This window comes from Fontisubflavum oceani, from assembly GCF_030407165.1.
GTDB lineage: Bacteria > Pseudomonadota > Alphaproteobacteria > Rhodobacterales > Rhodobacteraceae > Rhodophyticola > Rhodophyticola oceani.
Map to the genome: position 1 here is coordinate 1,119,012 of NZ_CP129111.1, position 23,099 is coordinate 1,142,110.

The window sequence follows — 23,099 nt, forward strand, 5'->3', positions numbered from 1 at the left end:
GTCAGGCGAAGTAATCGGTCAGCACCCGGGCATAGACACGTTTGAGATCGTGAATGTCCTGAATCCAGGCGCGTTCATCAACCTGGTGCATCCGGTGCCCGACCAGGCCGAGTTCAACAACCGGGCAGTGCGATTTGACGAACCGGGCATCCGAGGTGCCGCCGGTGGTGGAGAGGATGGGCGTTTGGCCAGTCTCTGCGGCGACGGCATGCGCCACAAGGTCCGAGAGGGGGCCCGGCGGGGTTAGGAACGGCTCGCCGGAGATCTTGACCTCCATGGTGATGGTGGTGCCGGTTTCGGCGGCGACTTTGTCGGCCTCAGATTGCAGCCAATCGGTGAGCGATGCACCGGAATGGGTATCGTTGAAGCGCAGGTTCGCGGTCATCCGGGTTTGCGCCGGGATCACATTGGACGCGGTGTTGCCGGTGTCGATTGTGGTCACCGCGCAGGTGGAGGGGTCGAAATGGTCGGTGCCCTCGTCGAGGATGTGGGTTGAGAGGCGATGGCCAAGGAGCGCGACGGCGGGCATCGGGTTCAGCGCGCGGTCGAGATAGGCGGAATGGCCCTGTTTGCCGGTGACCGTGAAAAACGCGGTCATCGAGCCACGGCGACCGATTTTGATCATGTCTCCGATGGTTTCCAGGCTGGTGGGTTCGCCGACGATGCAAGCCGCCATCGCCTCACCCTCTTCGGCCATCCAGTCGAGAATGGCGATGGTGCCATCGGTCGAGGTGCCTTCCTCATCGCCGGTGATCGCCAGGATGATTGCGCCGTCGGGGGGCGTATCTCGCACGAAATCAATCGCGGCGGCGACAAAGGCCGCGACGCCGGATTTCATATCGGTCGCGCCCCGGCCATAGAGCCAGCCATCGGCCTCTTCCGCGCCAAAGGGTGGATGGGTCCAAGCAGCCTCATCGCCGACGGGGACCACATCGGTATGACCGTTGAAACCGAGGGTCTTGGCGTGTCCCTTCCCGCCCCATCGGGCGAAGAGGTTGGGAATGCCGTTCCGATCCACGCGAATGCTGATAAATCCGGCATCGGCTAGGGCGTCCTGCAGCAAGTGCAGCGCGCCGCCTTCTTCGGGCGTGACCGAGGGGCAGCGGATCAGGTCAGCGGTCAAGCGCTGGGGGTCAATGGCGTCGGTCATGGCAGGGTCCTTGGAGGCGATTGTCGGCAGATCTAGCGATAACGGCGCGGCAAGATCGGCACAAGCAACGGCCTTTCACACTGGGTTGCAATGCTTTGCCCCATTTTTGCCCAGATTTTGTCTCAAATAGAAAAAAACGGCTGAGGCAGGCTGGCGGCAACGACCGCATTTGTATCGAGTTTTCCCAACCTACGCAGGAGATGCGAGGTCTTTTGGGATGAGTCTGCCAAGCCTGGAAGAGGCATGGGCAGACCAATATGGCGACAGCAGACGAGCTGACGATTCGCACAAATGCATCCGCAATGCAGATGGCGGAAGCGATTTTTGGCGGCAATATCACGACGATTGTGGATGCGGATTACGATGGGGATCGCAATTCCTCGGGGATCTGGAGCAATGGCGACAGTATCTCTGGCGGGTTGACCCCGTCGGATAGCGGCTTGGTTCTTTCGACCGGTCGCGTCCGCGATATCACGCGCGATGGTGGGGGTGACCCCAATACGCGCACCAACACCTCGACCAACACGCGCGGTGACAACAACCGATCCGATTTCAACTCGGTGGCCGGTGGTAGGACTTATGACGCGTCGGTGATGGAGGTCGATTTCATCCCCGACACGGATATCTTGTCGATGCAGTTCACGTTCGCGTCGGAAGAATATCCGGAGTTTACTGGATCGCTCTACAACGATGTGGTGGCGGTCTGGATCAATGGCCAGTTGGTGACCTCGCCGATTTTCGAGGTCACGCAGATCAACTCGGTCAACCAGACGGAAAACGAGACGCTGTTCGTCGACAACACCGGCGATGATTACAACACCGAGATGGACGGGTTCACTGTCACCCTGCGGCTGTTGATCCCGGTGAATGAGGGCGAGGTGAACACGATCAAGTTTGGCATCGCCGATGTGGGCGATAGCAACTACGATTCAGCTTTGCTTATCGCGGGCAACAGCATCCAGGGCGAATATATCGCGGGCGATGACGCGCAGACGGTCTTTGAGACGCAGACCGCCATCGTCGATGTCTTGGCGAATGATGGAGACGGGGTTGGCGTGGCAATCGTTACGCATATCAACGGCCAAGAAGTGCTTCCAGGGGAGAGCGTTGACCTCAGTTCGGGCCATGTGATCACATTGCAGCCCGATGGCACACTGGCGGTTGCGCCGCCTGCCGATCTGGTTGGGTTGACCGACTCGGATGTGGTGAATTTCAGCTACACATCAGAAAACGCCGATGGGATTTCGGATACGGCCTTCGTCACGATCACGACGATTCCCTGTTTTGTGCGCGGGACCAAGATTTTGACCGATCGCGGAGACGTCTTGGTCGAAGATCTGCGTGTTGGCGACATGGTGGTGACGCGCGATCATGGCGTACAGCCCATTCGCTGGATCGGCAGCCGAGAGGTGGCCGCCGAGGGCCGCTTTGCGCCGGTTGTGATCGAGGCTGGCACCTTTGGTCGGCATGGCACCTTGCGCCTATCGCCTCAGCATCGGGTGATGATGACACATCACATGGCCGAGCTTCTGTTTGGCGAAGATGAGGTTTTGGTGGCGGCGAAGGATCTGGTCAATGACTGCAGTGTGCGGATCGAAGAAGGCGGCAACGTAGAGTATTTCCACCTGCTTTTCGATGCGCATGAGGTCATTTGGTCGAATGGGCTGCTGACAGAAAGCTTCTTGCCGGGGCCGCAGACCCTCCCGGGGCTTGATGATGGTATCCGATCTGAGCTTTTGGCGCTGTTTCCCGAAATCGACCCGGAGACAGGTTTGGGCTATGGGGCCTCCGCTCTGCCCAGCCTCCGGGGATATGAGGCACGGGCGCTGTTTGCATGAGCCCTGAAATTGCCGCAGTTCCGGTCAAATCCACCCACAATCCCATGCGAGATTGGATGCAAGAAGAAGATGTTTGAGGTGGGTAAGATGAGTTGGATCGCCATTTGGGATGCGTCCGGGCAGATCAGGGGCCAGAAGGTCTCTGCGTCACGGCCCAGCTTGCCAGATCATCCACGCCATCCGATCACTTTGATCATCGAAGGTCGCTTGACCCGAGGAGGTGCCCGGCCTGTGCGGCTCTGGGCCGGACATGGCGATGCGACCGAACAGTTTGGGCTTTATCGGATGTCCGACGGGGCGATCCGCATCTACCATCGAGATCTTGAGATCTCGACGGAGCCGGGGATGTTGGAGCCGGGGGAGACCTTCCTGCTGCACTATCATGCTGATGCCGACGGGCGCGAAGCGCTGGTCGATATTCAAAACCCCGATCGCGGGCTGCGATTATTGCTGCGTCCGCATGTGAGCACGCGTCCGCTCTTGGCCGATTTCATGCCGCAGACCGAGCGGTATCTGGAGGCGCTGACCTTGGCGGCCGTCGCCACGCATCCGGTTCCTGTTGGCCCACTGCCCTGTTTCGAAAGCGGCACACCGATCAAAACGCCCACCGGGCCTGTTCGGGTTGAGGATTTGCGCCCGGGAATGATCGTCGACACGTTGAACCGTGGCCCGCAAACCGTCCGGTGGGCCGGACAGCGCGAAGTCCTCTGTCAGGGATCGATGGCGCCGGTTTTGTTGCGCGCGCCCTATTTCGGCCTGACGCAGGATTGCCGAGTGTCACCGCAGCATCGGATTTTGATGGACGGCACCGATGTGGAATACCTGTTTGGCGAGGAACGTGTGTTTATCCGCGCCGGCGATTTGGTCAACGGCGTCTCCGCCAAGCGGGACTACACGCAGCCGACGCGTGTGTTCCATCATTTCCTTCTTGATGATCATGACTGTGTAAGTGTTGGGCGGTGCCGATTGGAGACGCTTCTCCTTGGCGATATGTTGAGCGCCAATGGCCGCAGCACCGGTCAACTGGCCGCAGCAGATGCGAGCCCGGATTACCCAACTTTGGACCGCGCTGCGGCGCAGAGTCTTTTGTCACTCATCGCGCAGCACAGACGTGTCGCGGCGTAGGCGTCGTTCTGCTTGCACCAGCATCAGCTGGTTTGCGCGGTTATGATGAAGAAGAGTGGTGCCGCTGATAGGACTCGAACCTACGACCCCATCATTACGAATGACGTGCTCTACCAGCTGAGCTACAGCGGCATCCAGGCGCTCTGTTAGCAAGCTTGTTCGGCAATGGGTAGCCCTAATTTCGGGCTGATACATCCGCGGTCTCGGTCCCGTTGGTTGGCTCGATATCGACGATGTCAGCGTCTGGCGCGTCCTGGTCAGTTGGGCCATCTTGGCTGATATCTTCGCTTGTCACCTCGGTGTCGCTGCTTTGGTTTTCCAACGCGCCAACGATCAGGGGGAGCATCTGTGTTGGACCCGAGAGGGCCGCCTCGCTTTGCGGTGCTTCTTCCCAACTCAACGTATCGAACCGATCACAATGGCCGCAAATGGGCTGCCAGTCGCCATGCACATGGCCGCAAGCGGAGCAGGTCCATTGAGGCCCGCGCGAGGCGGTGACGGCTTTGGCCAGCCAAGCGCGGACCAGTTGATCCTCGCCGCCTTCGCCGCGCTCAATCGCGGCCATAATGGTCAGCGAGCGGGCGCTGGGCTGGCTTTCGGCCAGATCGCCCAAGGCGGCGCGGGCTTTCGGGAAGTCCTCTGCCGCGATTTGTAATTCGGCCTCCAAAAGGCGCGTTTCTGCGTGGCCCGGATGACGCGCCAGCAAGACCCGGAATCGCTTCAACCGCTCCGACGGGGTTTCCTCAGGCTCAATTGCCGCAAAGGCCGCTGCGAGGTCGGGATGTGGCGCGGCGTCCCAGGCTTTGCGGATGATCCGGGTCGCGAAGCGGGTTTGCCTTCGTCAATCGCCATCCGGGCTGCCATGACTGCGGCGGGCACCAGATCGGGAGATTTGCCGTTGGCATCGGAGGCGTCGCGTCGGGCCTCCTCGATCTTGCCATCGGCCAGCGCCTCACGGGCATGGGCCAGGGCCAGAACGGCATCGCGGCGTTTGTGCACGTCACGTGGCAGATTGCCGGCGCGCAGCTTGGCGGTCAGGGTTGCGCGCGCCCCGCGCCAATCTTCGGCCTGCGCTTGCAATTGCAACAGCGTGTCTTGCACTTCCTCATGCTGAGGCCGCAGCGCCAGCGCCTTCTCAGCCAGTTTCAAGGCCGTATCGGTATCGCCAGCGTCGAGCTTCTGCTTCATCAAGCCGCGTACGCCGACGAACCGGGTGCGATCATCTTGCACAAGCTCTTTCAAGGTCTCCGTGGCCAGGGCCCTGTCGCCCACCATCTCGGCACCTTGGGCGACGATCAGATTGGTGATCTCGGGCCGATGGAGATATCCCTCAGCCCGCTGCGCCTTGCGGATTGCCAAACGGCCTTCACCGGCTGCCAACGCAAGCATGCCATCGGCCAGCGCCTGGTAGCCTTTTTGCTCTCCACGACGGTTGAAATAGCGCGAAATCGCGGTTTCGTCGCCGTTGACGAACCGCAACGTCGCGACCAGAAATCCAGCGATGCGCAGAACAAGCCACACGGCGAGCAGCAAGATCAGCGCCGCGAAAACAGCCGTCAGCGGGGTCAGCGCATATTCCCGGCCCGCAACTGTGATCAGGACCAGATCGCCCAGTTCCAGCAGATATCCCGCGCCAAGCGTCAGGCTGGCCACGATGACCACGAACACGATGATTTTGAGCAGGGACCATAACATCGCCGCAGCTCCTTAGTTCGCGCCGTCAAGCGCGGCAGAGAACGCATCAAGCGCCTCGGTCGCGGCAAGACGGGTCTGGGCCTCGGTGATCCAGATGGCCATCTGATCGCGCGCGGGTTCGGGCAGCGCCTCCAACTCGCTGAGGGCGCTTGTCAGGTCGCCCGCTGCAACGGCGGCCTCGGCGCGCGAGAGGATCGCATCGGGGTCATGGCCCTCCCTCGGTTCCAAGGAACGTCCGCCCACTTGACCGCGGACAAAGGCGCCGAGGCGGCCCATTGTGTCGTCCCCTGCGGTCTCTCTAAGGGCGACGGGAAGGGCCGCCCGGGCCACGGCGGGAAAGCCTGCTTGCAGCTCTTCCAAGGTCGGAACGCCGGTTTCCGCCGCGGCGGCGAGGCCATCTGGTACGTCGACCCCGGCATTTGCGGCCACATCGTTCAACGCGTCGGCAAAGGGGTTCCCTGCCGCGACGGAGATTCTGAGCTGGCTTAGGGCCGCTTGAGCGGTCGCAGTGCCGACGCGCGATTGCGCGCGTTCTTCGGCGGCAGCGATCCGGGCTTCGGCATCCGCAGCGGCAGCGGCGATTTGCTCGGCCAGCGCGGCATTGGCGGTCTGCTGTTCCTGGAGGTTGGCCTGCAACTCGGCCATTGCCGCGGCCATAGCGGCCTCATCAGCCGTACCCTCGCCAGACAAGATCGGGCGTGCTTCCAATGCGGAGATCTGGGTCGCCATTTCTTGCATTGTTGCGTTCAGATCAGCGATTTGCGTTTCTAACGGCGAGAAATCGACCTCGGGGATCTCTGGCAAACCCGCGATCTGGGCTTCGATCCCGCTGGCCCGGGTGTCGAGCGCGGCGAGTTGAGTGCCTTGCCCGTCAACCGCATCGCTCAGCGCCACCAGCGCGGTGTCATCGCTCGGAACGGGCAGGTAGCCAAGATAGGCGGTGCCATAGCCGATTCCCGCCGCGACCACGCCGCCAAGAACCAGCGGGAGGAATCCCGGCCCGCGCCGTTCGATCACCCTCTGGGGTGCCGTCGCAGGGTCCGCCACCGGTTCAGGTGTCGGCCCCGGCTCGGCGCTATCGTCAGTGGATGGCTCCGTGGCCTCGGGGGCTCTTCGGTCGGCGCAGCTTCGGCTTGGCGCGGTTCGTCTGCGGTGGCGCTGTCTTCGGCGGCCGCCTGCTCCGTCTCGCTGGTCACATCGTCGGCGGCACCGGCGTCTCTTTGATCCTCATCCGTCTGATCGCCACCGCCCGAGCGGTTTGAGGTCTTCCTTGCCACCAAGCCATTCCTTCAATTGCAAAGCACGCGTCTAGTTGTCGAGCCCGACAGAGCACCCGAGTCAGCTTAGCCAAGGGTCGCATGCCCCTCAAGGCGCCGCTAGGGGGAAATATGTCTCGATATTGCCGCAGCCAATGCCTCGGCATCGGGCGTTGCGGCAGGGTCGGCAAAGGCTCGCAAATGGCTTGGCAAGGCCGCGTGGATGGCCGGGCTGAGACAGGGCAAGACAAGACCTTCGACCGGCGTCTCACCAAGTGCTTGGGCAAAGAGTTCGGCGCTGCGGGCCGAGAAAAGTGGCGCGATGACGGGGCGCCGGCTTGTGATCGCCGCGCGGAATGTCGGGGGTGGCGGGCAGGGCGTCTGCGCATAGACCGCCAGCCCTCTTGCATCGAGGCCGCCCTGTCGCAGGCGCTTGTCAGATCGCCGCGCAGATGCTGCCCATGCAGATGCAAGATTTCGCCCCTTGGAGCAGCCGCCAAGATTAGTGCCGCCAAATCATCCACAGTGCCTGCGGCCGATGTCGCCGCGAGCCCGATCTCTTGGGCGACCTCGGCCGTCCGATCCCCAACGCAGAACGCCGGTATGTCGCGCCGGGCGGACAGGGTCGCAAAGCGCTCCACAGCGTGGCCCGAGGTGAATGCCAAGGCACCGACACTTGCCAAGTTCAGCGTCACCTCAAGCGGTACGATCTCTTGCAAGGGGGCGATCACCACCTCGATCTGGCCGTCAAACCTCGCGGCAAACCGTTCGGCGACCCGGGTCGGGCGCGTCAGAAGCAACAAGGGGGCGGCATTGTCAGGCATGGACCCGAGTGTTACCTGCGATCTCACGCCCTAGCAACGAAGCCGATCATGACGACGCCTCTCACCCTTCTTGGCCTGGAAAGCAGCTGCGACGATACGGCCGCAGCCGTGCTGCGCGATGACGGTACGCCGCGCGTGATGGCCTCGGTTGTTTGGGGGCAGGCCGATCTGCATGCGGATTTTGGCGGTGTGGTGCCCGAGATCGCGGCGCGCGCCCATGCGGAGCGGCTCGATCATCTGGTGGAGCAAGCTCTGGCGGAGGCGGGCGTTACTTTGAGCGAGATTGACGCCATCGCTGTCACCGCAGGGCCAGGGCTGATCGGCGGGGTGCTGTCGGGGGTGATGGCGGCCAAGGGGTTGGCCTTTGGTCTTGGGAAGCCGTTGATCGGGGTCAATCACTTGGCGGGTCATGCGCTGACCCCACGGCTGACAGATGGATTGGCTTATCCGTATCTGATGCTGCTGGTCTCGGGTGGACATTGCCAGTTTTTGCGCGTCGACGGGCCGGAGGATTTCTCAAGGCTTGGCGGGACGATTGACGACGCGCCGGGCGAGGCATTTGACAAGATCGCTCGCATTCTTGGCCTATCGCAACCTGGCGGCCCGGCGGTGGAGGCCGAGGCGAAGGCGGGCGATGCAAAGCGGTTCGCGCTGCCGCGCCCGCTGTTGGACCGTCCCGGGTGCGACCTTTCGTTTTCCGGCCTGAAGACTGCGGTGTTGCGCACCCGCGATGCTCTTGTGGCGGAGGCAGGGGGCCTGACGGTGCAAGACCGGGCGGATATCTGTGCCGGGTTTCAGGCTGCCGTGCGCGATGTCTTGGCCGAGAAGTCGCGTCGCGCTTTGGCGGGGCAAACCGGTCTCACCGGCTTTGCCGTGGCCGGAGGCGTTGCCGCAAACCAGACCTTGCGCGCCGCGCTTGAGGCGGTTGCCGCTGAGGCTGATCTGCCTTTCATTGCGCCGCCGCTGGCGCTTTGTACCGACAATGCAGCGATGATCGCCTATGCGGGGTTGGAGGCCTATCGCGCAGGCCGCCGCGACGGCATGGACCTTGCCGCGCGCCCGCGCTGGCCGCTCGACACAAGCCGCCCGGCACTTCTCGGCTCAGGTAAAAAAGGCGCAAAAGCATGACTGTACCGGTTGATATCGCGGGCGCAGGGGCCTTTGGCACGGCCCTTGCGATCACGTTGGGCCGAGCGGGGCATCCGGTGACACTTTGGGCCCGGCAAGGGGCGGCCGCGATAGAAACGGGGCGCGAAAACGCGGCGCGCTTGCCGGGGCACAGCTTGCCAGAGACGGTTCGTGTGACCGGGGCTCCGGAAGACCTGACCGCCGAGATCCTGATTATCGCGATCCCAACGCAGAAGCTTGATGACTTTCTTGCAGGCGACACCGCGAGAGCCGGAACTCTCGTCTCCTGCGCCAAAGGCATTCATCGCGCGACGGGGCTTGGCCCGACAGCATTGATCGCACAGGCGCGGCCCGAGGCGCAGGTTGCGCAGCTGACTGGCCCAAGCTTCGCTCAAGATTTGGCCAGCGGGCTCCCGACCGCGCTGACCTTGGCTTGTGCCGACGAGGCCACCGGCGCTGCGCTGCAAGCGGCGCTGCACCCCGGCGCTCCGTCTTTATCGCAGCACCGATGTGATCGGGGCCGAGCTTGGCGGAGCGCTGAAAAACGTCATCGCGATTGCGGCTGGTGCGGTGATTGGCGCGGGTTTGGGCGAAAGCGCGCGCGCGGCGTTGATGGCGCGGGGCTTTGCCGAGATGCGCCGGGTGGCCAGTGCGGCGGGCGCGGAGGATGCAACGCTGTCTGGGCTTTCCGGCCTTGGCGATCTGGTTTTGACTTGCACGTCGGAGAAATCCCGCAACATGCGCTTTGGCATGGCCCTGGCGCGGGGCGAGAGGTTTGACGCAAACATCACCGTCGAAGGTCTGGCGACGGCGCAGGAACTGGCCGCACGGCCCGATCTCGACACACCGATTGCCGAAGCGGTTGCAGCCCTTGCCAGCGGCGCCGCAACGCTGGAAGCTGTCATCGAGACGTTGCTGACCCGCCCTTTGAAACCGGAGTAATCCCGATGCGCTATTGGCTGTTCAAATCCGAAACCTCCACCTGGTCCTGGGATCAACAAGTGGCGAAGGGCGATGTGGGAGAAGAATGGGACGGGGTCCGCAACTACCAAGCGCGCAATTTCATGCGGGAGATGAAGATGGGTGATCGCGGCTTTTTCTATCACTCGCAGAAGGACAAAGAGATTGTCGGCGTGGTTGAGGTGATCGCTGAGGCGCATCCCGACAGCACGACAGATGACGAACGTTGGGAATGCGTGGACATCAAGGCGGTGACCGCTGTGCCGAACCCGGTGACATTAGAGCAGATCAAAGCCGATCCGCGCCTTGCCGATATGGTTCTGGTGAAAAACTCGCGGCTGTCGGTGCAACCGGTCAGCGCGGATGAATGGGCCACGATCTGCGAGATGGGGGGCGTTCCGTCCTGATCTGAGCCGTGCTTATTGCAGCGCTTGAGCCAGACCGCGCAAGATCCATCTCTGCGCGATCAGCATCACCACAACCGGCGGCAGCATTGCCAAAACACCGAGGGCCATGCCGGTGCTTGAGCCTGTTCCCGCGCGCTGAATGCCGCGCACAATTGTATAATACTCTTCGGCGGTCGTGTTGATCATCAGCGGCCAAAGGTACTGGTTCCAGCCGAGCACGAAGAGCATCGCAAAAAGCGCGGCGATCATCGGCAGGGCAAGCGGAATCAAGATATCAACCAGGAATCGGATCGGGCCCGCACCGTCCAGCTGCGCGGCCTCAAAAAGTTCGCCGGGAATCTGTCGCAAAAACTGGCGGAACACGAGGGTACCAAGCCCCGTCGCCACAATTGGGAGGATCATCCCACAGTAGGAGTTCAAAAGGCCCAGATCATCCGTCACCAGGAATGTCGGCAGGATGCGGGTTTCAATCGGGAAGAACATCGGCAGAAGGATCAGCCCAAAGAGAAACGTGGCCCCGCGCAGTCGGAAGCAGACAAGCGCGAAGGCGGCCAGTAGCGAAAGCCCGGTTTTCAAGATCGCGATGCCACCCGCGACGATGACCGAATTGATCAACATGCCAGTCCCGTCGACGCCATTCCCAAACAGGTCTTCGGTAAAGAGCACTTGGTTATGCGGTCCGAACAAGGCGGCCCAGGAGCCGCGCTCCAGCATGCCGGTCCCAAGGATCGCGCTCATATCCAAGGACGCCAGCACCAAAAGCACCACCGGCCCCATCATGAAGGCGCAGCCTAGGATTAGGATCAGATGGTCGGCCAGAGGGCGGGTTCGCATGAAAGAGGTCGCGATCAGATTTGGCAGGTCTCGGATGTCGGGCGGGTTCATCTGACCGTTCCCACATCTGGGCCGTTCATCTGAAGTCTGGTCAATGTCGGAGAATAGAGGCGCTAAGACAACCGCAAAAGAATGGAGGGCCCCGACCCCCGGGACCCTCCAACACCCACGCGCTTACCTCGCTCCGCACGTGTTCAATTTGAGGGCCCGCCATACTGGCTGGGCGTCAAGGCATAGATAGCGGATTCCAATGTCAGGCCCAAAGGAATTGCCTTGAGAATTTGAGCTAAATGATCTGCGAACCAAGATATGCAAAAGGCCCGCGGCACGGGCGGGCCTTCTGGCATTTCTGCCGATTTGTCAGGCTTAAGCGTAAACGCTCTCTTTGCCGAAATGTTTGGTCAGCATGTAATAGACCACCGCGCGGTATTTGTTGCGCTCGGACTTGCCATAGGTTTCGATCACGCTGTTGATCGCCTCCATCAAAGCGGGGCTATCGGCGAGGCCGAGTTTCTTGATCAGAAAATTGTTCTTTACGGTCTCCAGCTCGCTTGCTTGCGTGCCAGCGACGGTCGATGCATCAGCGTCATAAATCGCCGGACCGCAGCCGATCGTCACTTTCGTCAGAAGATCCATATCCGGCGTCATGCCGCATTTGTTGCGCAGATCGTCCGCATAGACGGCGATCAAATCGTCTCTCTTGCCCATCACATACTCCCTGTTGTTGTGGTTGGGGGTTCCCCCTTTTGGCGGGCGGAGAGTGGCGCGAAGTGCTAAAAAAAGAAAGGGGAAATGGCGCATACACGCATCAGTCCTGCGCGAATCCGCCTTCGGATATGGCGCGGAATGCGCCCTATTGCGCGTGGCATGGGGAGAAGACGACGCATTGGCGTTGTCACATCTGAGCTGCGCCAAGCTAATATGGCGCGGGATTATGCGATGTTGGCATGGTGGCAGGATGCAGAGAAAAGTTGGATCAATCTGCTGCCCCATCGACATTGTTAGACCCTATCTCGTTGGGTCTGTATGATGAGGTGCTGGCGGCCCAAGCGGCGACTTTGTCCGCAGGCGCCGCGCAAGATATCGGGTTTTATGCCGTCGGAGGCAGTCAATGAGCAAAACAGTCAGTTTCACCCAGATGAAAGATGGCACGGCTGAGGATTACGCGCTGCTGGAAGAGTTGGAGAAGCCCTACCTGGCGCTAACGGCTGATCGTGTTCTGGATGAGCTTCGCCGTCAGGGGGAGGTGTCGCTCGAAGGCTACAAGATCACCCGGTTGGATCACGGGCTGCAAGCCGCGACCCGAGCCGAACGCGACGGGGCCGATCTCGACTGGATCGTCGGCGCGCTTCTGCATGACATTGGCGATGGGCTGGCACCCCAGAACCACGACCGGTTTTCGGCGGAAGTCATTCGGCCTTTCGTTCGGTGGGATGTGGCCTGGGTCGTCGAGCATCACGGGATTTTCCAGATGCTCTATTACGCGCATCATTATGGCTGGGATCGGAATGCCCGGGAGCGGTTCAAAGACCATCCCTGTTTCGAGAGCTGCGCGACGTTCTGCGAGCGTTGGGATCAGTCGAGTTTCGATCCGGGTTATGAGCCGATGCCACTTGCGCATTTCGAGCCGTTGGTGCGTGAGGTCTTTGCGCGGAAAGCCTATGATCCGGATGTGATCCGCGAGGGGTATGTTTCGGCTCTGACCGCTTAGCGACAGGCGCCCCAGCCCGTTGATTGAAAATGGAAATGGTCGGCGTGAAGACGATTGAACTCCGGCCCGAGCACGGTCACGAACCAGCGGCAGGCCCCATCCCGCAAGGTGCGGAAAAACTGCGCCTCTGTGCTCTCTCCTTGCCAATTTTCGAGCAGATCGAGCCGCTGCCCATTCGCCAAAACCACCCCACGAATGTCGATCGCCTCGGCGGTAGCATGGCTGCTCATCCGCCGACCATCGCCCGATGGGGTTCGAATACGGCGGCAATTATAGCTCGACTGATGGCGCAGCGCAGTGACTTCTTGCCCAAGCGTTCCTTCTGTCGCGCGGAGTGTGTGCCGCTCCCACATCGCCAGTCGGAGCGCGACGGCGCAGGTGGTCTCCAGCGGCTCAAGCGCCACCGATCCAACGGATGACACACGCAGCCGAGGGTCGATATAACACTGGTCACTGTCGTGGAGCGGGTCGAGATGCTGAAACTCAGCATGTCCTTCGAGCGCCGCGATACATGTCTCAGAGGTTGCCAGCGCCGCGCGGAGTTTCACCGGCGTGAGCCATGATGGCGGCGCTGAGACATCCAAAGGCGTAATCGGATTCCAGCCATCCGGCAGAGGGCTGCGCGGATCGGTCATCAACCACAGACCGCCCGCGCCAAGCAAGTTCAGCCAGAGCAAAGACACCAAGACCCGTCCGATCCGCCGCATTGGTTCCTTTCTCTGAGAGTCTATCTGGAGTTTCGCCAAAACTGGGCATTACGATGCGCGGTATATCACGCGGCTTCGAGAAAGGCTTTGCTGCAAACCGGATCGTGGCTTCACATCCGCCTGAAAACCGCTCCGAACAAGCCGAGAGCGGTGCTAAACTCCGTATCAGCAGCTAGACACCAACCATACCATGGTCCGGGCGGCACGCGTTTCGTTGCTCATCTGACGTCGGAAAACGGTACCACACGCGAGTATCGATGCGATGTCTGCCGATGACGCCCGAGTGATTGGGTGGGCTCGATGCAGCCACGTCCAGATAAGGCCGGCTCAAGGGCCGGCCTGCTTTGTTCTCTGTGGGCAATCAGTAGCGGTAATGCTCGGGCTTAAACGGCCCCTCCTGAGCGACACCGATATAGTCGGCCTGCTCTTTCGCCAGCTCGGTCAGTTTCACACCGATCTTTTTCAGGTGCAGCCGCGCGACTTTCTCGTCGAGCACCTTCGGCAGAACATAGACCTCGTTTTGATACTCTTCGCCCTTGGTGAAGAGCTCGATCTGCGCCAGAACTTGGTTGGTGAAGCTCGCCGACATCACGAAGGACGGATGACCGGTCGCATTGCCGAGGTTCAGCAGACGGCCCTCAGAGAGCAGGATCAGACGGTTGCCCGAGGGCATCTCGATCATATCCACTTGCTCTTTGATGTTGGTCCATTTGTGGTTCTTCAGCGCCGCGACCTGAATTTCGTTGTCGAAATGGCCAATATTGCCGACGATCGCCATGTCCTTCATCTCGCGCATATGCTCGATGCGGATGACGTCTTTGTTGCCGGTGGTGGTGATGAAGATATCCGCATTTGGCAGTTCATCTTCCAGAACGACGACTTCGAACCCGTCCATCGCGGCTTGCAGCGCGCAGATTGGGTCGACCTCTGTCACCTTCACCCGAGCGCCCGCGCCGCGCAGCGACGCTGCGGAGCCTTTGCCCACATCGCCATAGCCGCACACGACCGCAACCTTGCCGGCCATCATCGTATCGGTGGCGCGGCGGATGCCGTCGACGAGCGATTCCTTGCAGCCGTATTTGTTGTCGAATTTCGATTTGGTGACGCTGTCATTGACGTTGATCGCCGGGAAGGGCAGGTGGCCTTTCTCCATCATCTGATAGAGGCGATGCACACCGGTCGTGGTCTCTTCGGTCACGCCTTGGATCATGTGACGCTGCTTCACGAACCAGCCGGGGCTTTCCTTGATCCGCTTGCGGATTTGGTCGAACAGGGCGACCTCTTCGTCGCTGGTGGGGACGGCGATGAGGTCCTCTTCACCTTCTTCAACGCGGGCACCCATCAAGATGTACAGCGTCGCGTCGCCGCCATCGTCGAGGATCATGTTGCAGCCGCCCTCTTCGAAATGGAAGATTTTGTCGGCGTAATCCCAGTATTCTTCCAGCGTCTCGCCTTTGATCGCGAAGACCGGGACGCCAGCGGCGGCAATTGCGGCGGCGGCATGGTCTTGCGTGGAGAAGATGTTGCAGGATGCCCACCGGACATCGGCACCAAGGGCCACCAGCGTTTCGATCAGAACCGCGGTCTGAATCGTCATATGCAGCGAGCCTGCGATCCGCGCGCCTTTGAGCGGTTTGCTGTCGCCATATTCCTCGCGGAGCGCCATCAGGCCCGGCATTTCGGTTTCTGCAATATCCAGCTCTTTGCGGCCATACTCGGCCAGGGCAATATCTTTGACGATATAGTCGGTCACGTCCTCGCCTCCTTCGGGCATATCAGCTTTGCCGCGCACATAGCAGGCGGTCCCGGGCGCGGCAATGCCGACACTGGGATGGAAAACCCTCCGCTTTGATCCGTGTCAAACAGCTGACAACTAGAACCTGTAATCTGCGTCTAAGCGCAACTTATAGGAGAACGCCTGTGTCCCTGCCCAAAACAATGAAAGCCGCTGTCGTCCCGGCCCTTGGTCAGCCGTTGGAAATCCGCGAACTGCCGGTGCCAGAGGTCGGACCTGGCCAAGTGTTGATGCGGGTACATGCCTCCGGCGTTTGCCATACCGATTTGCATGCAGCCGAGGGGGATTGGCCGGTGAAGCCGACCGCGCCCTTTGTGCCGGGGCATGAAGGGGTGGGCGAGGTGGCCGCCGTTGGGGCAGGCGTTACCCATCTGAAAGAAGGCGATCGAATCGGGGCGCCATGGCTGCATACCGCTTGCGGGCGCTGTGAACACTGCGTGGGCGGTTGGGAAACGCTGTGCGAGAGCCAGCAGATGACAGGCTATTCTGTCGATGGCGGGTATGCCGAGTTCGTGCGGGCGGATGCGAATTATGTCGGTCTCATCCCGTCTGGGCTGGAGTTCGGTCCGGCAGCCCCGGTGCTCTGCGCGGGGGTCACGGTTTACAAGGGCTTAAAGGAGTTGGAGGCGAAGCCCGGCGATTGGGTGGCGATCTCAGGTATTGGCGGGCTTGGTCATATGGCGGTGCAATATGCCAAGGCGATGGGGCTGCATGTGGTGGCTGTCGATATTGCCGAGGATAAGCTGAAACTGGCGCGCGATTTGGGGGCTGATCTGACTTTCAATGCGGTGGATGATGACCCCGTGGGTGAGTTGCAAAGCCAGATGGGAGGCGTGCGCGGCGTCTTGGTCACCGCTGTCTCAAACAGCGCTTTCAGCCAGGCTGTTGGCATGCTGCGTCGGGGTGGGTTCATGTCTCTGGTTGGTCTCCCGCCAGGCGATTTCCCGCTGCCAATCTTTGAGATCGTCCTGAAGCGGATCACTGTGCGCGGCTCAATCGTCGGCACGCGGAACGATCTGCGCGAGTCGCTGGAGTTTGCCGCCGAAGGAAAAGTCGCGTCGCATTTCGCCTGGGACAAGTTGGAGAATATCAACGCGATCTTTGACCGGATGCGCGCGGGTCAGATCGACGGGCGGATCGTACTCAAGATTTGATCCCGGCGACCAATGCCTCTGCCGCGGCCTGAAGCTCTGGCAGAGGCACGCCGCCGCGCACCATGACGCGAAGCCCGAAATACCCTGAAGTGAGGCGACGTGCGTCTGCCTCCGCATTCGGCGTCAGGCTCAGCGCTTGGGCAAACAACTCTTTGGTCGCTGCGATTCCCGCCGCCGTATATGCCTGCACCTCCGGATCATCCGGGGCGTGCTCAATCGCCGTGTTGCACAAGAAACACCCGCGCCTGTCGCCATCGTGAACTGGGGCGAGGATGGCGTCGAACAGGGCTCTGATCCGGGCCTGCGGGGTGTCCTGCGACCGCAGTATTTCTGAAATCACCGCCATTTCCCGATCTCCGTAGAGGCCGAGCGCTGCTGCGAACATCGCGTCCTTGTTGCCGAATTCTCGATAAAGCGATTGTTTCTTCAATCCGGTCACCCGCTCCAGATCCTGGAGCGAGGTGGCGTGATATCCGCCCGCCCAGAACTGCGACAGTATCTGATCCAGGGCTTCTTTTGGGTCAAAGGCGCGGGGGCGGGCCATTGCGGTCTCCTCAAGGTCACAGGTATGTTACCGATTGGTCCGTAATTATTGTTGACCGAACGGTCCGTAACTTCTATCCCAGGCCGCAGCGGTTGGCAACTCCACCGAGGCAGCCACCCAGAACACCAACGAAATATACCAAAAAGGAACCACACCATGACCATACTCACCGCAACAGGCACCCGGGCCGATTTGGGCGCACAGATCACCGACCTCGCCGGCAAAGCGATTTTTGCGGGGCTGATCCTCGTCTTTCTCTGGTTCGGGGGTATGAAATTCACCGCCTATGAGGCCGCCGCCATCCGCGGACTTGCCGAAAACTCGCCGTTTCTGGGCTGGACCTATGCCGCCTGGTCAGAAACCGCAGTCTCAGGTCTGATCGGCACAGTGGAACTGATCATCGCCGGGTTGCTTGCCGCACGGTTCTTCGCGCCGAAACTGGCCGTGATCGGGGCACTCGGGGCGATCGCCACATTCGTGCTGACGCTCAGCTTCTTCGTCTCGACGCCTGGCGTATTTCTGCCAGAGCATGGCCGCTTGGCGATCTCGGTCGTGCCGGGGCAGTTCCTGCTCAAAGATGTTGTATTGCTAGCGGCGTCGGTCTTTGCCCTAGGCAATGCCCTGAGCGCCTCGGCTGACTGATCGTCCGAGTACCTAAATGCAAAGGGCCGCGTCACGGAACGCGGCCCTTTCTGAACATAAGAACCTAACAAATCGGCTTACTTACCTTTGCCGCCCTTTTCGTCCCCTTTGCCACCACCCGGGGTGGTGCCGGGGCCTTTGCCGTCTTTTCCGCCGTCTTTGGACATTGAAATTCTCCCTAAAATTGCACGTTGAAGGAAAAGCGTAAGCGCAAAACCCGTTACATGCCTAGAAAATTCTTCCGTTCAGTCGCCCGTTGTTCTTTGCGCTTCTGCCGCCTATCCCTATCGGGAACAGCAACCGCCGGACCAAAAAATGCCGAAACAGCCTCCCCGTGCCTGGCAGCGCATGTTGTCGGGTCGCAGGTTAGACCTGCTGGACCCAACACCTGTCGATATCGAGATCGAAGACATCGCCCATGGCCTTGCGTTTGTCGCGCGCTGGAACGGGCAAACGGCAGGGGACTATCCGTATTCGGTTGCAGAGCACTCCCTTCTTGTCGAAGAAATCTTTCGTCGCATTGCATCTGATGCGCCGGTGAAATGGTGTCTGGCGGCTCTGCTCCATGATGCCCCGGAATATGTGATCGGTGACATGATCTCGCCCGTGAAAGCGGCGGTCGGGCCTGGCTATGGCGCGCTGGATGAACGTCTGAGTGCGGCGATCCATTTGCGGTTTGGCCTCCCGGCGGCAATTCCGAAAACCGTGAAGGCGAAAATCAAGCGGGCGGACAGAATCTCGGCTTGGCTGGAGGCGACCCAACTGGCTGGCTTTGCGGAGGCGGAGGCCGACAAGTTCTTTGGTCGACCGAAGCAAGATGTGATCGACGGGCTCACACTACGCCTGCGCCCGCCTGCCGAAGCACGAGCTGAGTTTACCAGCCGCCATGCGGCGCTTTTGGCCGGGCTATGACCCAGGAGATTCACATTCGTGCCGCGCATCCACTTGATGCGCGGGGCATGGCGGACCTGCTCAATCAGATCATCGCAATTGGCGGCACAACTGCCCATACCGAGCCGGTGATGAGCCAAGACCTCGCGGAATGGATGGCGCGAGACGCCAGCCAAAGTGCGTGGCACGTGGCCGAAGGAGAGACCGGGCGCATCTTGGGATTTCAATGGATTGAGCCAGCTGATTACTTGCCGCAAGACGCCGCCGAAATCGCGACATTCGTAACGCCGAAAAGCCATGGATTGGGTATCGGATCGCGGCTGTTTCAGGCGACCGAGATCGCCGCGCGCGATCTGGGATATGGTTGGATCAACGCCAACATCCGGGCGGATAATGAGAGTGGGCTGACCTATTATCAAAGCCGAGGGTTCGAAGACTACAACACGATCATTGGCATTCGCCTAAAAGATGGCAGCGTGGTGGACAAGCGCCTTAAGCGCTATGATCTGCGCTGATCCCCAACGCTGCCAAGTGTAAGCAAGATTACAGGATACCTGTATCTCGCAGCCACCGCCGGAGGAGACGCCGGTTGTGACCCTTCACCGGAAACCGCGGCGCGGGCGTGGTTTCCATACGAGACCAATAACTTGGAGCATCCCAAATTTTATTGGCGTTTCTGCGGTTCGAGGGGGCGCGGAACATTGGATATCTCCTGTTCTGTGATCTGCTCTCAACCTAGTCGCTCTTGACCCCGGCACGCGAGTCAGCAATATCTACAATATGTAAGCTGAGGTAACAGTTTGGATTGGCGCGACATCCCTTCCCTCTCGGCGCTCCGCGCGTTTGAGGCGGCAGCTCGGTTGGAAAGTTATTCAGCCGCGGCGCGGAGCCTGAACGTCACCCATGCGGCGATCGCGCAGCATGTGCGTGCGCTTGAGACCCATTTCGACCAGTCGCTCATGGACCGGGAAGGCCGCCGGATGGTGCCGACGCATGCCGGTCGCCGTTTGGCCAATGACTTGGCGAATGGCTTTGCCGAGATTGCAGCAGGGGTCAGGACCCTGACGGAAGCACGGGGTGATGGGCCGATTTCGCTGACCACGACGCAGACATTTGCTGAGAACTGGCTCATGCCACGTCTGTCAGGGTTTTGGTCAGGCTGCCCGGATATTCCACTGACGATCCATCCTGACGACCGGCTGCAGGATCTGCGCCGGGCCGGGCATCATCTGGGCATCCGCTATGGGCGTGGCGTGTGGCCGGGCGTCGAGGCGCGATTTCTAACCTCGGCGAACACGGCGGTCGTCGCGCATCCTGCCCTGGCCGCGCAATTGCCCGAAGACTATGCCGCGACGGCGCCAGGCGCGGCGCAGATGTTGACCACGCTGCCCTGGGTGATCGACGAGGGGTATGGAGAGTTCTCGTCATGGTTGTCCGCGCAGGGATTGAACCAAGACGATCTGACGGGCACGCGGCTGGCGGGCAATACCTTGGTGCTGGCGGCCTGTCGCGCGGGCGCAGGGGTCAGCATGCAACCCCATGCGGTGATTGAGCGGGACGTGGAAGAGGGGCGGTTGGTGCTGCTTTTGGAGCAATGCGATGCCGAGCTCGGCTATTATCTTATCCGCTCGCCTGGTCCAGTCCCGGCACGGGTGAAGGTGTTCACCGATTGGCTGATCACCTGCGCGGCGGAGTGCTAGCGGAAGAAGCAGGTCAGGCCCGACCAGAGAAAAGCGACTTGATCGCCGCTGTCGTCCAGCAAGCCAAAAACCCCGTCAGTTTGAAACTCGGTACCGAGCGATGTTTCGGTGAAGACGGCGGCGGTGATATCTGACCGACGCGTGCCGACAGCGAGACCGGAGTTTGTAACGGCGGCTCCGCCGGCGTCGGTGGCGACCCATCCCCGGAAATCACCGTCTTGGAAGTTGAGCACCAACCCATCCTCCCACCGTGCGGCGGTCACCGGGCCAGCGCCGCAGTCCCCTTGGGCCACGACCTCAATCAACGCGGCACCCTGCAACCGGTCGACGGTCTCGATCACGCCAGCCTGCGCCCGACCAAAATCGATGCGCAGATCGGTGCCCGCGGCCTGGATACCGTCTGCGTCCAAGGTAAAGGGGATAGGTGCGAGTGAGGTCGGCTCAACCGGTGGTTCGGCCGATACGCAACCCGTCAGAAGGAGTGCAACCACAAGCGCGCGACGCATCAGCGTGGGGAGCGTTTCGCCAAGATACGTTGGAGTGTCCGCCGGTGCATATTCAGTCGCCGCGCCGTCTCCGAAACGTTGCGGTCACAGAGTTCATAGACCCGCTGGATATGCTCCCACCGGACCCTATCAGCCGACATTGGGTTTTCCGGCGGCGGCGGCATTTCTTCCTCGGCGGCCAGAAGCGCGGCGGTGATGTCATTGGCGTCTGCGGGTTTTGAGAGATAGTCCGTCGCTCCGATCTTCACCGCGGCAACGGCGGTCGCAATCGCGCCATAGCCTGTCAGCACGACTATTCGGCTATCAGGGCGTTTTTCGCGCAAGGTCTCGACCACGTCGAGGCCGTTGCCATCTTCCAGGCGCAGATCGATCACGGCGTAGGCCGGCGGGCGGGCAGTGGCAATTGCAGTGCCTGCAGCAACTGAGCCAGCGGCCTCCACCTCGAAACCACGTTTCTCCATGGCGCGCTGCAGTCGTCGCAGAAACGGCTCGTCGTCATCCACGAGAAGCAGGGATTTATCTGGCCCGATATCACGTAGCGTCCGTTCCTGGGACATGCGCCATCCTCCGGTTCTGCAACAATTCAGCCTTCTTAGACTTAGTTACGGGGAGAGGTCAATTTTGACCGTTGCGACATGGCCGAGGAGTTTCCCCGGTTCCAAGTGAGGTGATGGTTCAGGAACAACAAAATCTAGGAGATACCGACTTATGGCTTGCTCGCACTCGCACCTATGCGATCTGAAGCATCGCGCTGAACAGGGTCTCGGCCCCGGTTTTTTCGTCAAGGACGCGTGTCAGATGTCGTTGTGTCACGGCCACTAAGAGGCGATCGTTTTGCAGGTTCATATTCTTGGATTTCCCTCCCATATCCGATCTCGAAACGCTTATTGTGGCGGCCAAACCCATGGGACAAACCGACCCAATCCTGACATGTCAAACGACGGCCGATATGGCTATTAAAGGGGACCGATAAGATGAGTGACGTGTCGCGCGAAATCAAAATACGGCCCTATGAAAAGGCTGACTGGCCACGGCTCTGCGAGATCCATGATGCCGCCCGGCTTGACGAATTGCGCCTTAGCGTCGGTGAGGATGCGTTCCTAAGTTTGGAAGACACCTATGAGAATGAAGGGTTGTTTGATGACAAACTGTCCGTCGCCGAGATGGAGGGGGTCGTTCGCGGGTTTGTTGCGTTTGGCGAAGATGAGCTGACTTGGCTGTATGTTGAGCCGTCATTTTATCGGCGCGGTCTTGGGCGGGCCTTGGTTCAGCATGCTGCGGCCAATGCGGCGGGCGAGATGCAAATCGATCTTCTGGAGGGCAATGCCCCGGCCCTCAAACTCTATGAATCCGAGGGGTTCACGGTGGACAAGCGGGTTGAGGGACAGCTCATAGGAAATGAAGGGTACGCGGCAAGCGGTCTGACGTTGAAACGCAAAGTAGGCGGAACTTCAGGAGGCTGACAGAGTAGGAGTAGACTCTGTCAGACCACTGGCAGGCATTGATGATGGGTCGTCGAGGCAGCTCTATGAAGCCGCCTCGACAAAACAGGCAACTTGATCCGCCATTTGCGCCGGTGACAGCTCCCTGCGGAAGAACTCCACAAACCCATGTTCTGGGAACACCAGATAGGTGAAGGTGGAGTGGTCGACCAAGTAGAATTCATCGTCGGTATCGTGAATTCTGTAGTAGGTCCGATAAGCTTGGCTGGCGGCATGGGTTTGCTCCGGGCTGCCGGTTAGACCCACCATGTCGGGGTGGATATTGGCGGCAAAGGCTTCGACCACTTCGGGCGTGTCTCGGCCCGGATCGACGGAGATGAAGACCGGCGTCACCGATTGGCCGCGTTCGGCCAAGATATCCACGGCCTCGGCATTGCGCACGGTGTCGAGCGGGCAGACATCGGGGCAAAAGGTGTAGCCAAAATAGAGCAAGGCCGGTTCGGTGATCACGTCCGTGTCCGTCACGGTTTCACCAGCGGCATTGACTAGTTCGAACGGCCCGCCGATCGAGCCCGCACCGCCCGCAATCTGTGTGGTACGGCATTGACCAAACGGGTCGGCATCGGCGGTTTGGCGCCCTTGACCCATGTAAATTGTGACCGCGATGGCGGTCAGCATTGCAACAATCAGCGCAACGGCGCTTATCGCATAGACTCGCGTCATTCTAACCTCCCAGTTAATCGCGTCCCGTTGATCACTTAGTTCCGACCGACTATCAATTCACGACCCT

The 23,099-nt window shown here is 60.6% G+C and carries 25 protein-coding genes, 1 tRNA gene and 1 pseudogene; 12 read left to right on the forward strand and 15 right to left on the reverse strand.

All coding sequences use genetic code 11. The features are described 5' to 3' along the window. Window position 1: 1 nt before the first annotated feature. Window positions 2-1,150: a succinyl-diaminopimelate desuccinylase gene (gene dapE, locus QTA57_RS05680; RefSeq protein ID WP_290154067.1), complete on the reverse strand. Its 1,149-nt coding sequence runs from the start codon at window positions 1,148-1,150 to the stop codon at window positions 2-4. A gap of 257 nt (window positions 1,151-1,407) precedes the next feature. Here dapE and QTA57_RS05685 point away from each other — a divergent pair, with 257 nt between their 5' ends. Next, complete coding sequence (locus QTA57_RS05685) at window positions 1,408-2,988, forward strand: Hint domain-containing protein (RefSeq protein WP_290154068.1); 1,581 nt, start codon at window positions 1,408-1,410, stop codon at window positions 2,986-2,988. A gap of 87 nt (window positions 2,989-3,075) precedes the next feature. Then, window positions 3,076-4,113, forward strand: coding sequence for a Hint domain-containing protein (locus QTA57_RS05690; RefSeq protein WP_290154069.1), 1,038 nt, complete (start codon window positions 3,076-3,078; stop codon window positions 4,111-4,113). Window positions 4,114-4,169: 56 nt separating this feature from the next. Here the strand turns inward: QTA57_RS05690 and QTA57_RS05695 are convergent. From QTA57_RS05695 to QTA57_RS18560, 6 genes are all read right to left on the reverse strand, one after another. Next, window positions 4,170-4,245: transfer RNA gene (locus QTA57_RS05695), tRNA-Thr, on the reverse strand. Between the two features lie 43 nt (window positions 4,246-4,288). Then, the gene (locus QTA57_RS18340; protein WP_330696760.1) at window positions 4,289-4,837 is read right to left on the reverse strand and encodes a tetratricopeptide repeat protein; all 549 of its coding nucleotides are present in this window, start codon (window positions 4,835-4,837) and stop codon (window positions 4,289-4,291) included. Next, window positions 4,834-5,808 carry a heme biosynthesis protein HemY gene (locus tag QTA57_RS18345; RefSeq protein ID WP_330696761.1) on the reverse strand — a complete coding sequence of 325 codons (975 nt, stop codon included), beginning with the start codon at window positions 5,806-5,808 and terminating at the stop codon, window positions 4,834-4,836. The genes QTA57_RS18340 and QTA57_RS18345 overlap by 4 nt, the downstream gene beginning before the upstream one ends. A gap of 12 nt (window positions 5,809-5,820) precedes the next feature. Further along, window positions 5,821-6,825 carry a COG4223 family protein gene (locus tag QTA57_RS05705; protein ID WP_290154070.1) on the reverse strand — a complete coding sequence of 335 codons (1,005 nt, stop codon included), beginning with the start codon at window positions 6,823-6,825 and terminating at the stop codon, window positions 5,821-5,823. Then, window positions 6,822-7,085 (reverse strand): hypothetical protein, encoded by a 264-nt coding sequence (locus tag QTA57_RS05710; protein ID WP_290154071.1) that lies wholly within the window; start codon window positions 7,083-7,085, stop codon window positions 6,822-6,824. Before QTA57_RS05710 ends, QTA57_RS05705 begins: the two co-directional genes overlap by 4 nt. Further along, window positions 7,001-7,888 (reverse strand): uroporphyrinogen-III synthase, encoded by an 888-nt coding sequence (locus QTA57_RS18560; protein WP_407933499.1) that lies wholly within the window; start codon window positions 7,886-7,888, stop codon window positions 7,001-7,003. The genes QTA57_RS05710 and QTA57_RS18560 overlap by 85 nt, the downstream gene beginning before the upstream one ends. 48 nt (window positions 7,889-7,936) lie before the next feature. Between QTA57_RS18560 and tsaD the strand changes: the two genes are divergently transcribed. The 3 genes and pseudogenes from tsaD to QTA57_RS05725 all read left to right on the forward strand — a co-directional run bounded on the left by tsaD (window position 7,937) and on the right by QTA57_RS05725 (window position 10,383). Next, complete coding sequence (gene tsaD / locus QTA57_RS05715) at window positions 7,937-9,016, forward strand: tRNA (adenosine(37)-N6)-threonylcarbamoyltransferase complex transferase subunit TsaD (RefSeq protein WP_290154072.1); 1,080 nt, start codon at window positions 7,937-7,939, stop codon at window positions 9,014-9,016. Continuing rightward, a pseudogene (locus QTA57_RS05720) lies at window positions 9,013-9,958 on the forward strand (NAD(P)H-dependent glycerol-3-phosphate dehydrogenase). The gene tsaD and the pseudogene QTA57_RS05720 overlap by 4 nt, the downstream one beginning before the upstream one ends. A 5-nt stretch (window positions 9,959-9,963) precedes the next feature. Beyond that, window positions 9,964-10,383 carry an EVE domain-containing protein gene (locus tag QTA57_RS05725; RefSeq protein WP_290154073.1) on the forward strand — a complete coding sequence of 140 codons (420 nt, stop codon included), beginning with the start codon at window positions 9,964-9,966 and terminating at the stop codon, window positions 10,381-10,383. A gap of 12 nt (window positions 10,384-10,395) precedes the next feature. Here QTA57_RS05725 and QTA57_RS05730 read toward each other — a convergent pair whose 3' ends face one another. Both QTA57_RS05730 and QTA57_RS05735 read right to left on the reverse strand, forming a co-directional pair. Further along, the gene (locus QTA57_RS05730; protein ID WP_290154074.1) at window positions 10,396-11,268 is read right to left on the reverse strand and encodes a carbohydrate ABC transporter permease; all 873 of its coding nucleotides are present in this window, start codon (window positions 11,266-11,268) and stop codon (window positions 10,396-10,398) included. 315 nt (window positions 11,269-11,583) lie between these two features. Then, complete coding sequence (locus tag QTA57_RS05735; RefSeq protein ID WP_145214152.1) at window positions 11,584-11,925, reverse strand: DUF2853 family protein; 342 nt, start codon at window positions 11,923-11,925, stop codon at window positions 11,584-11,586. A 403-nt stretch (window positions 11,926-12,328) separates the two neighbouring features. Here QTA57_RS05735 and QTA57_RS05740 point away from each other — a divergent pair, with 403 nt between their 5' ends. After that, window positions 12,329-12,928 (forward strand): HD domain-containing protein, encoded by a 600-nt coding sequence (locus QTA57_RS05740; protein ID WP_290154075.1) that lies wholly within the window; start codon window positions 12,329-12,331, stop codon window positions 12,926-12,928. Here QTA57_RS05740 and QTA57_RS05745 read toward each other — a convergent pair. Further along, window positions 12,925-13,635: an extensin-like domain-containing protein gene (locus QTA57_RS05745; RefSeq protein ID WP_290154076.1), complete on the reverse strand. Its 711-nt coding sequence runs from the start codon at window positions 13,633-13,635 to the stop codon at window positions 12,925-12,927. The genes QTA57_RS05740 and QTA57_RS05745 overlap by 4 nt on opposite strands. A 361-nt stretch (window positions 13,636-13,996) precedes the next feature. Beyond that, window positions 13,997-15,388 (reverse strand): adenosylhomocysteinase, encoded by a 1,392-nt coding sequence (ahcY, locus tag QTA57_RS05750; protein ID WP_145214158.1) that lies wholly within the window; start codon window positions 15,386-15,388, stop codon window positions 13,997-13,999. A 167-nt stretch (window positions 15,389-15,555) separates the two neighbouring features. Here ahcY and adhP point away from each other — a divergent pair, with 167 nt between their 5' ends. Beyond that, window positions 15,556-16,584 carry an alcohol dehydrogenase AdhP gene (adhP, locus tag QTA57_RS05755; protein WP_290154077.1) on the forward strand — a complete coding sequence of 343 codons (1,029 nt, stop codon included), beginning with the start codon at window positions 15,556-15,558 and terminating at the stop codon, window positions 16,582-16,584. On the opposite strand, the gene QTA57_RS05760 is transcribed toward adhP, so the two are convergent. Further along, window positions 16,574-17,128 (reverse strand): TetR/AcrR family transcriptional regulator, encoded by a 555-nt coding sequence (locus QTA57_RS05760; protein WP_290154078.1) that lies wholly within the window; start codon window positions 17,126-17,128, stop codon window positions 16,574-16,576. The two genes, adhP and QTA57_RS05760, sit on opposite strands and share 11 nt — an antisense overlap. A 156-nt stretch (window positions 17,129-17,284) precedes the next feature. On the opposite strand from QTA57_RS05760, the gene QTA57_RS05765 reads away from it, so the two are divergent. The 4 genes from QTA57_RS05765 (at window position 17,285) to QTA57_RS05780 (ending at window position 20,361) form a co-directional block, all read left to right on the forward strand. Beyond that, window positions 17,285-17,770 (forward strand): DUF417 family protein, encoded by a 486-nt coding sequence (locus QTA57_RS05765; protein WP_290154079.1) that lies wholly within the window; start codon window positions 17,285-17,287, stop codon window positions 17,768-17,770. 315 nt (window positions 17,771-18,085) lie between these two features. After that, on the forward strand, window positions 18,086-18,682 hold the full coding sequence (locus tag QTA57_RS05770; protein WP_290154080.1) for an HD domain-containing protein: 597 nt from the start codon (window positions 18,086-18,088) through the stop codon (window positions 18,680-18,682). Next, window positions 18,679-19,176 carry a GNAT family N-acetyltransferase gene (locus tag QTA57_RS05775; protein WP_290154081.1) on the forward strand — a complete coding sequence of 166 codons (498 nt, stop codon included), beginning with the start codon at window positions 18,679-18,681 and terminating at the stop codon, window positions 19,174-19,176. Before QTA57_RS05770 ends, QTA57_RS05775 begins: the two co-directional genes overlap by 4 nt. A 285-nt stretch (window positions 19,177-19,461) precedes the next feature. After that, window positions 19,462-20,361, forward strand: coding sequence for a LysR family transcriptional regulator (locus QTA57_RS05780; RefSeq protein ID WP_290154082.1), 900 nt, complete (start codon window positions 19,462-19,464; stop codon window positions 20,359-20,361). On the opposite strand, the gene QTA57_RS05785 is transcribed toward QTA57_RS05780, so the two are convergent. Then, window positions 20,358-20,867 (reverse strand): hypothetical protein, encoded by a 510-nt coding sequence (locus QTA57_RS05785; RefSeq protein ID WP_290154083.1) that lies wholly within the window; start codon window positions 20,865-20,867, stop codon window positions 20,358-20,360. The two genes, QTA57_RS05780 and QTA57_RS05785, sit on opposite strands and share 4 nt — an antisense overlap. Continuing rightward, on the reverse strand, window positions 20,867-21,424 hold the full coding sequence (locus tag QTA57_RS05790) for an ActR/PrrA/RegA family redox response regulator transcription factor (RefSeq protein ID WP_145214179.1): 558 nt from the start codon (window positions 21,422-21,424) through the stop codon (window positions 20,867-20,869). Before QTA57_RS05790 ends, QTA57_RS05785 begins: the two co-directional genes overlap by 1 nt. Window positions 21,425-21,841: 417 nt before the next feature. Between QTA57_RS05790 and QTA57_RS05795 the strand changes: the two genes are divergently transcribed. After that, window positions 21,842-22,330 (forward strand): GNAT family N-acetyltransferase, encoded by a 489-nt coding sequence (locus QTA57_RS05795; protein WP_290154084.1) that lies wholly within the window; start codon window positions 21,842-21,844, stop codon window positions 22,328-22,330. A gap of 63 nt (window positions 22,331-22,393) precedes the next feature. Here QTA57_RS05795 and QTA57_RS05800 read toward each other — a convergent pair whose 3' ends face one another. Next, window positions 22,394-23,032, reverse strand: coding sequence for an SCO family protein (locus QTA57_RS05800; RefSeq protein ID WP_171560035.1), 639 nt, complete (start codon window positions 23,030-23,032; stop codon window positions 22,394-22,396). Window positions 23,033-23,099 lie beyond the last annotated feature (67 nt).

Bases quoted from the DNA above. Each gene is read 5' to 3' on its own strand.
- dapE (WP_290154067.1), bottom strand. From the start codon at position 1,150: ATGACCGACGCCATTGACCCCCAGCGCTTGACCGCTGACCTGATCCGC.
- QTA57_RS05685 (WP_290154068.1), top strand. From the start codon at position 1,408: ATGGCGACAGCAGACGAGCTGACGATTCGCACAAATGCATCCGCAATG.
- QTA57_RS05690 (WP_290154069.1), top strand. From the start codon at position 3,076: ATGAGTTGGATCGCCATTTGGGATGCGTCCGGGCAGATCAGGGGCCAG.
- QTA57_RS18345 (WP_330696761.1), bottom strand. From the start codon at position 5,808: ATGTTATGGTCCCTGCTCAAAATCATCGTGTTCGTGGTCATCGTGGCC.
- QTA57_RS18560 (WP_407933499.1), bottom strand. From the start codon at position 7,888: ATGCCTGACAATGCCGCCCCCTTGTTGCTTCTGACGCGCCCGACCCGG.
- tsaD (WP_290154072.1), top strand. From the start codon at position 7,937: ATGACGACGCCTCTCACCCTTCTTGGCCTGGAAAGCAGCTGCGACGAT.
- QTA57_RS05725 (WP_290154073.1), top strand. From the start codon at position 9,964: ATGCGCTATTGGCTGTTCAAATCCGAAACCTCCACCTGGTCCTGGGAT.
- QTA57_RS05730 (WP_290154074.1), bottom strand. From the start codon at position 11,268: ATGAACCCGCCCGACATCCGAGACCTGCCAAATCTGATCGCGACCTCT.
- QTA57_RS05735 (WP_145214152.1), bottom strand. From the start codon at position 11,925: ATGGGCAAGAGAGACGATTTGATCGCCGTCTATGCGGACGATCTGCGC.
- QTA57_RS05740 (WP_290154075.1), top strand. From the start codon at position 12,329: ATGAGCAAAACAGTCAGTTTCACCCAGATGAAAGATGGCACGGCTGAG.
- QTA57_RS05745 (WP_290154076.1), bottom strand. From the start codon at position 13,635: ATGCGGCGGATCGGACGGGTCTTGGTGTCTTTGCTCTGGCTGAACTTG.
- QTA57_RS05760 (WP_290154078.1), bottom strand. From the start codon at position 17,128: ATGGCCCGCCCCCGCGCCTTTGACCCAAAAGAAGCCCTGGATCAGATA.
- QTA57_RS05765 (WP_290154079.1), top strand. From the start codon at position 17,285: ATGACCATACTCACCGCAACAGGCACCCGGGCCGATTTGGGCGCACAG.
- QTA57_RS05770 (WP_290154080.1), top strand. From the start codon at position 18,086: ATGCCGAAACAGCCTCCCCGTGCCTGGCAGCGCATGTTGTCGGGTCGC.
- QTA57_RS05775 (WP_290154081.1), top strand. From the start codon at position 18,679: ATGACCCAGGAGATTCACATTCGTGCCGCGCATCCACTTGATGCGCGG.
- QTA57_RS05785 (WP_290154083.1), bottom strand. From the start codon at position 20,867: ATGCGTCGCGCGCTTGTGGTTGCACTCCTTCTGACGGGTTGCGTATCG.
- QTA57_RS05790 (WP_145214179.1), bottom strand. From the start codon at position 21,424: ATGTCCCAGGAACGGACGCTACGTGATATCGGGCCAGATAAATCCCTG.
- QTA57_RS05795 (WP_290154084.1), top strand. From the start codon at position 21,842: ATGAGTGACGTGTCGCGCGAAATCAAAATACGGCCCTATGAAAAGGCT.
- QTA57_RS05800 (WP_171560035.1), bottom strand. From the start codon at position 23,032: ATGACGCGAGTCTATGCGATAAGCGCCGTTGCGCTGATTGTTGCAATG.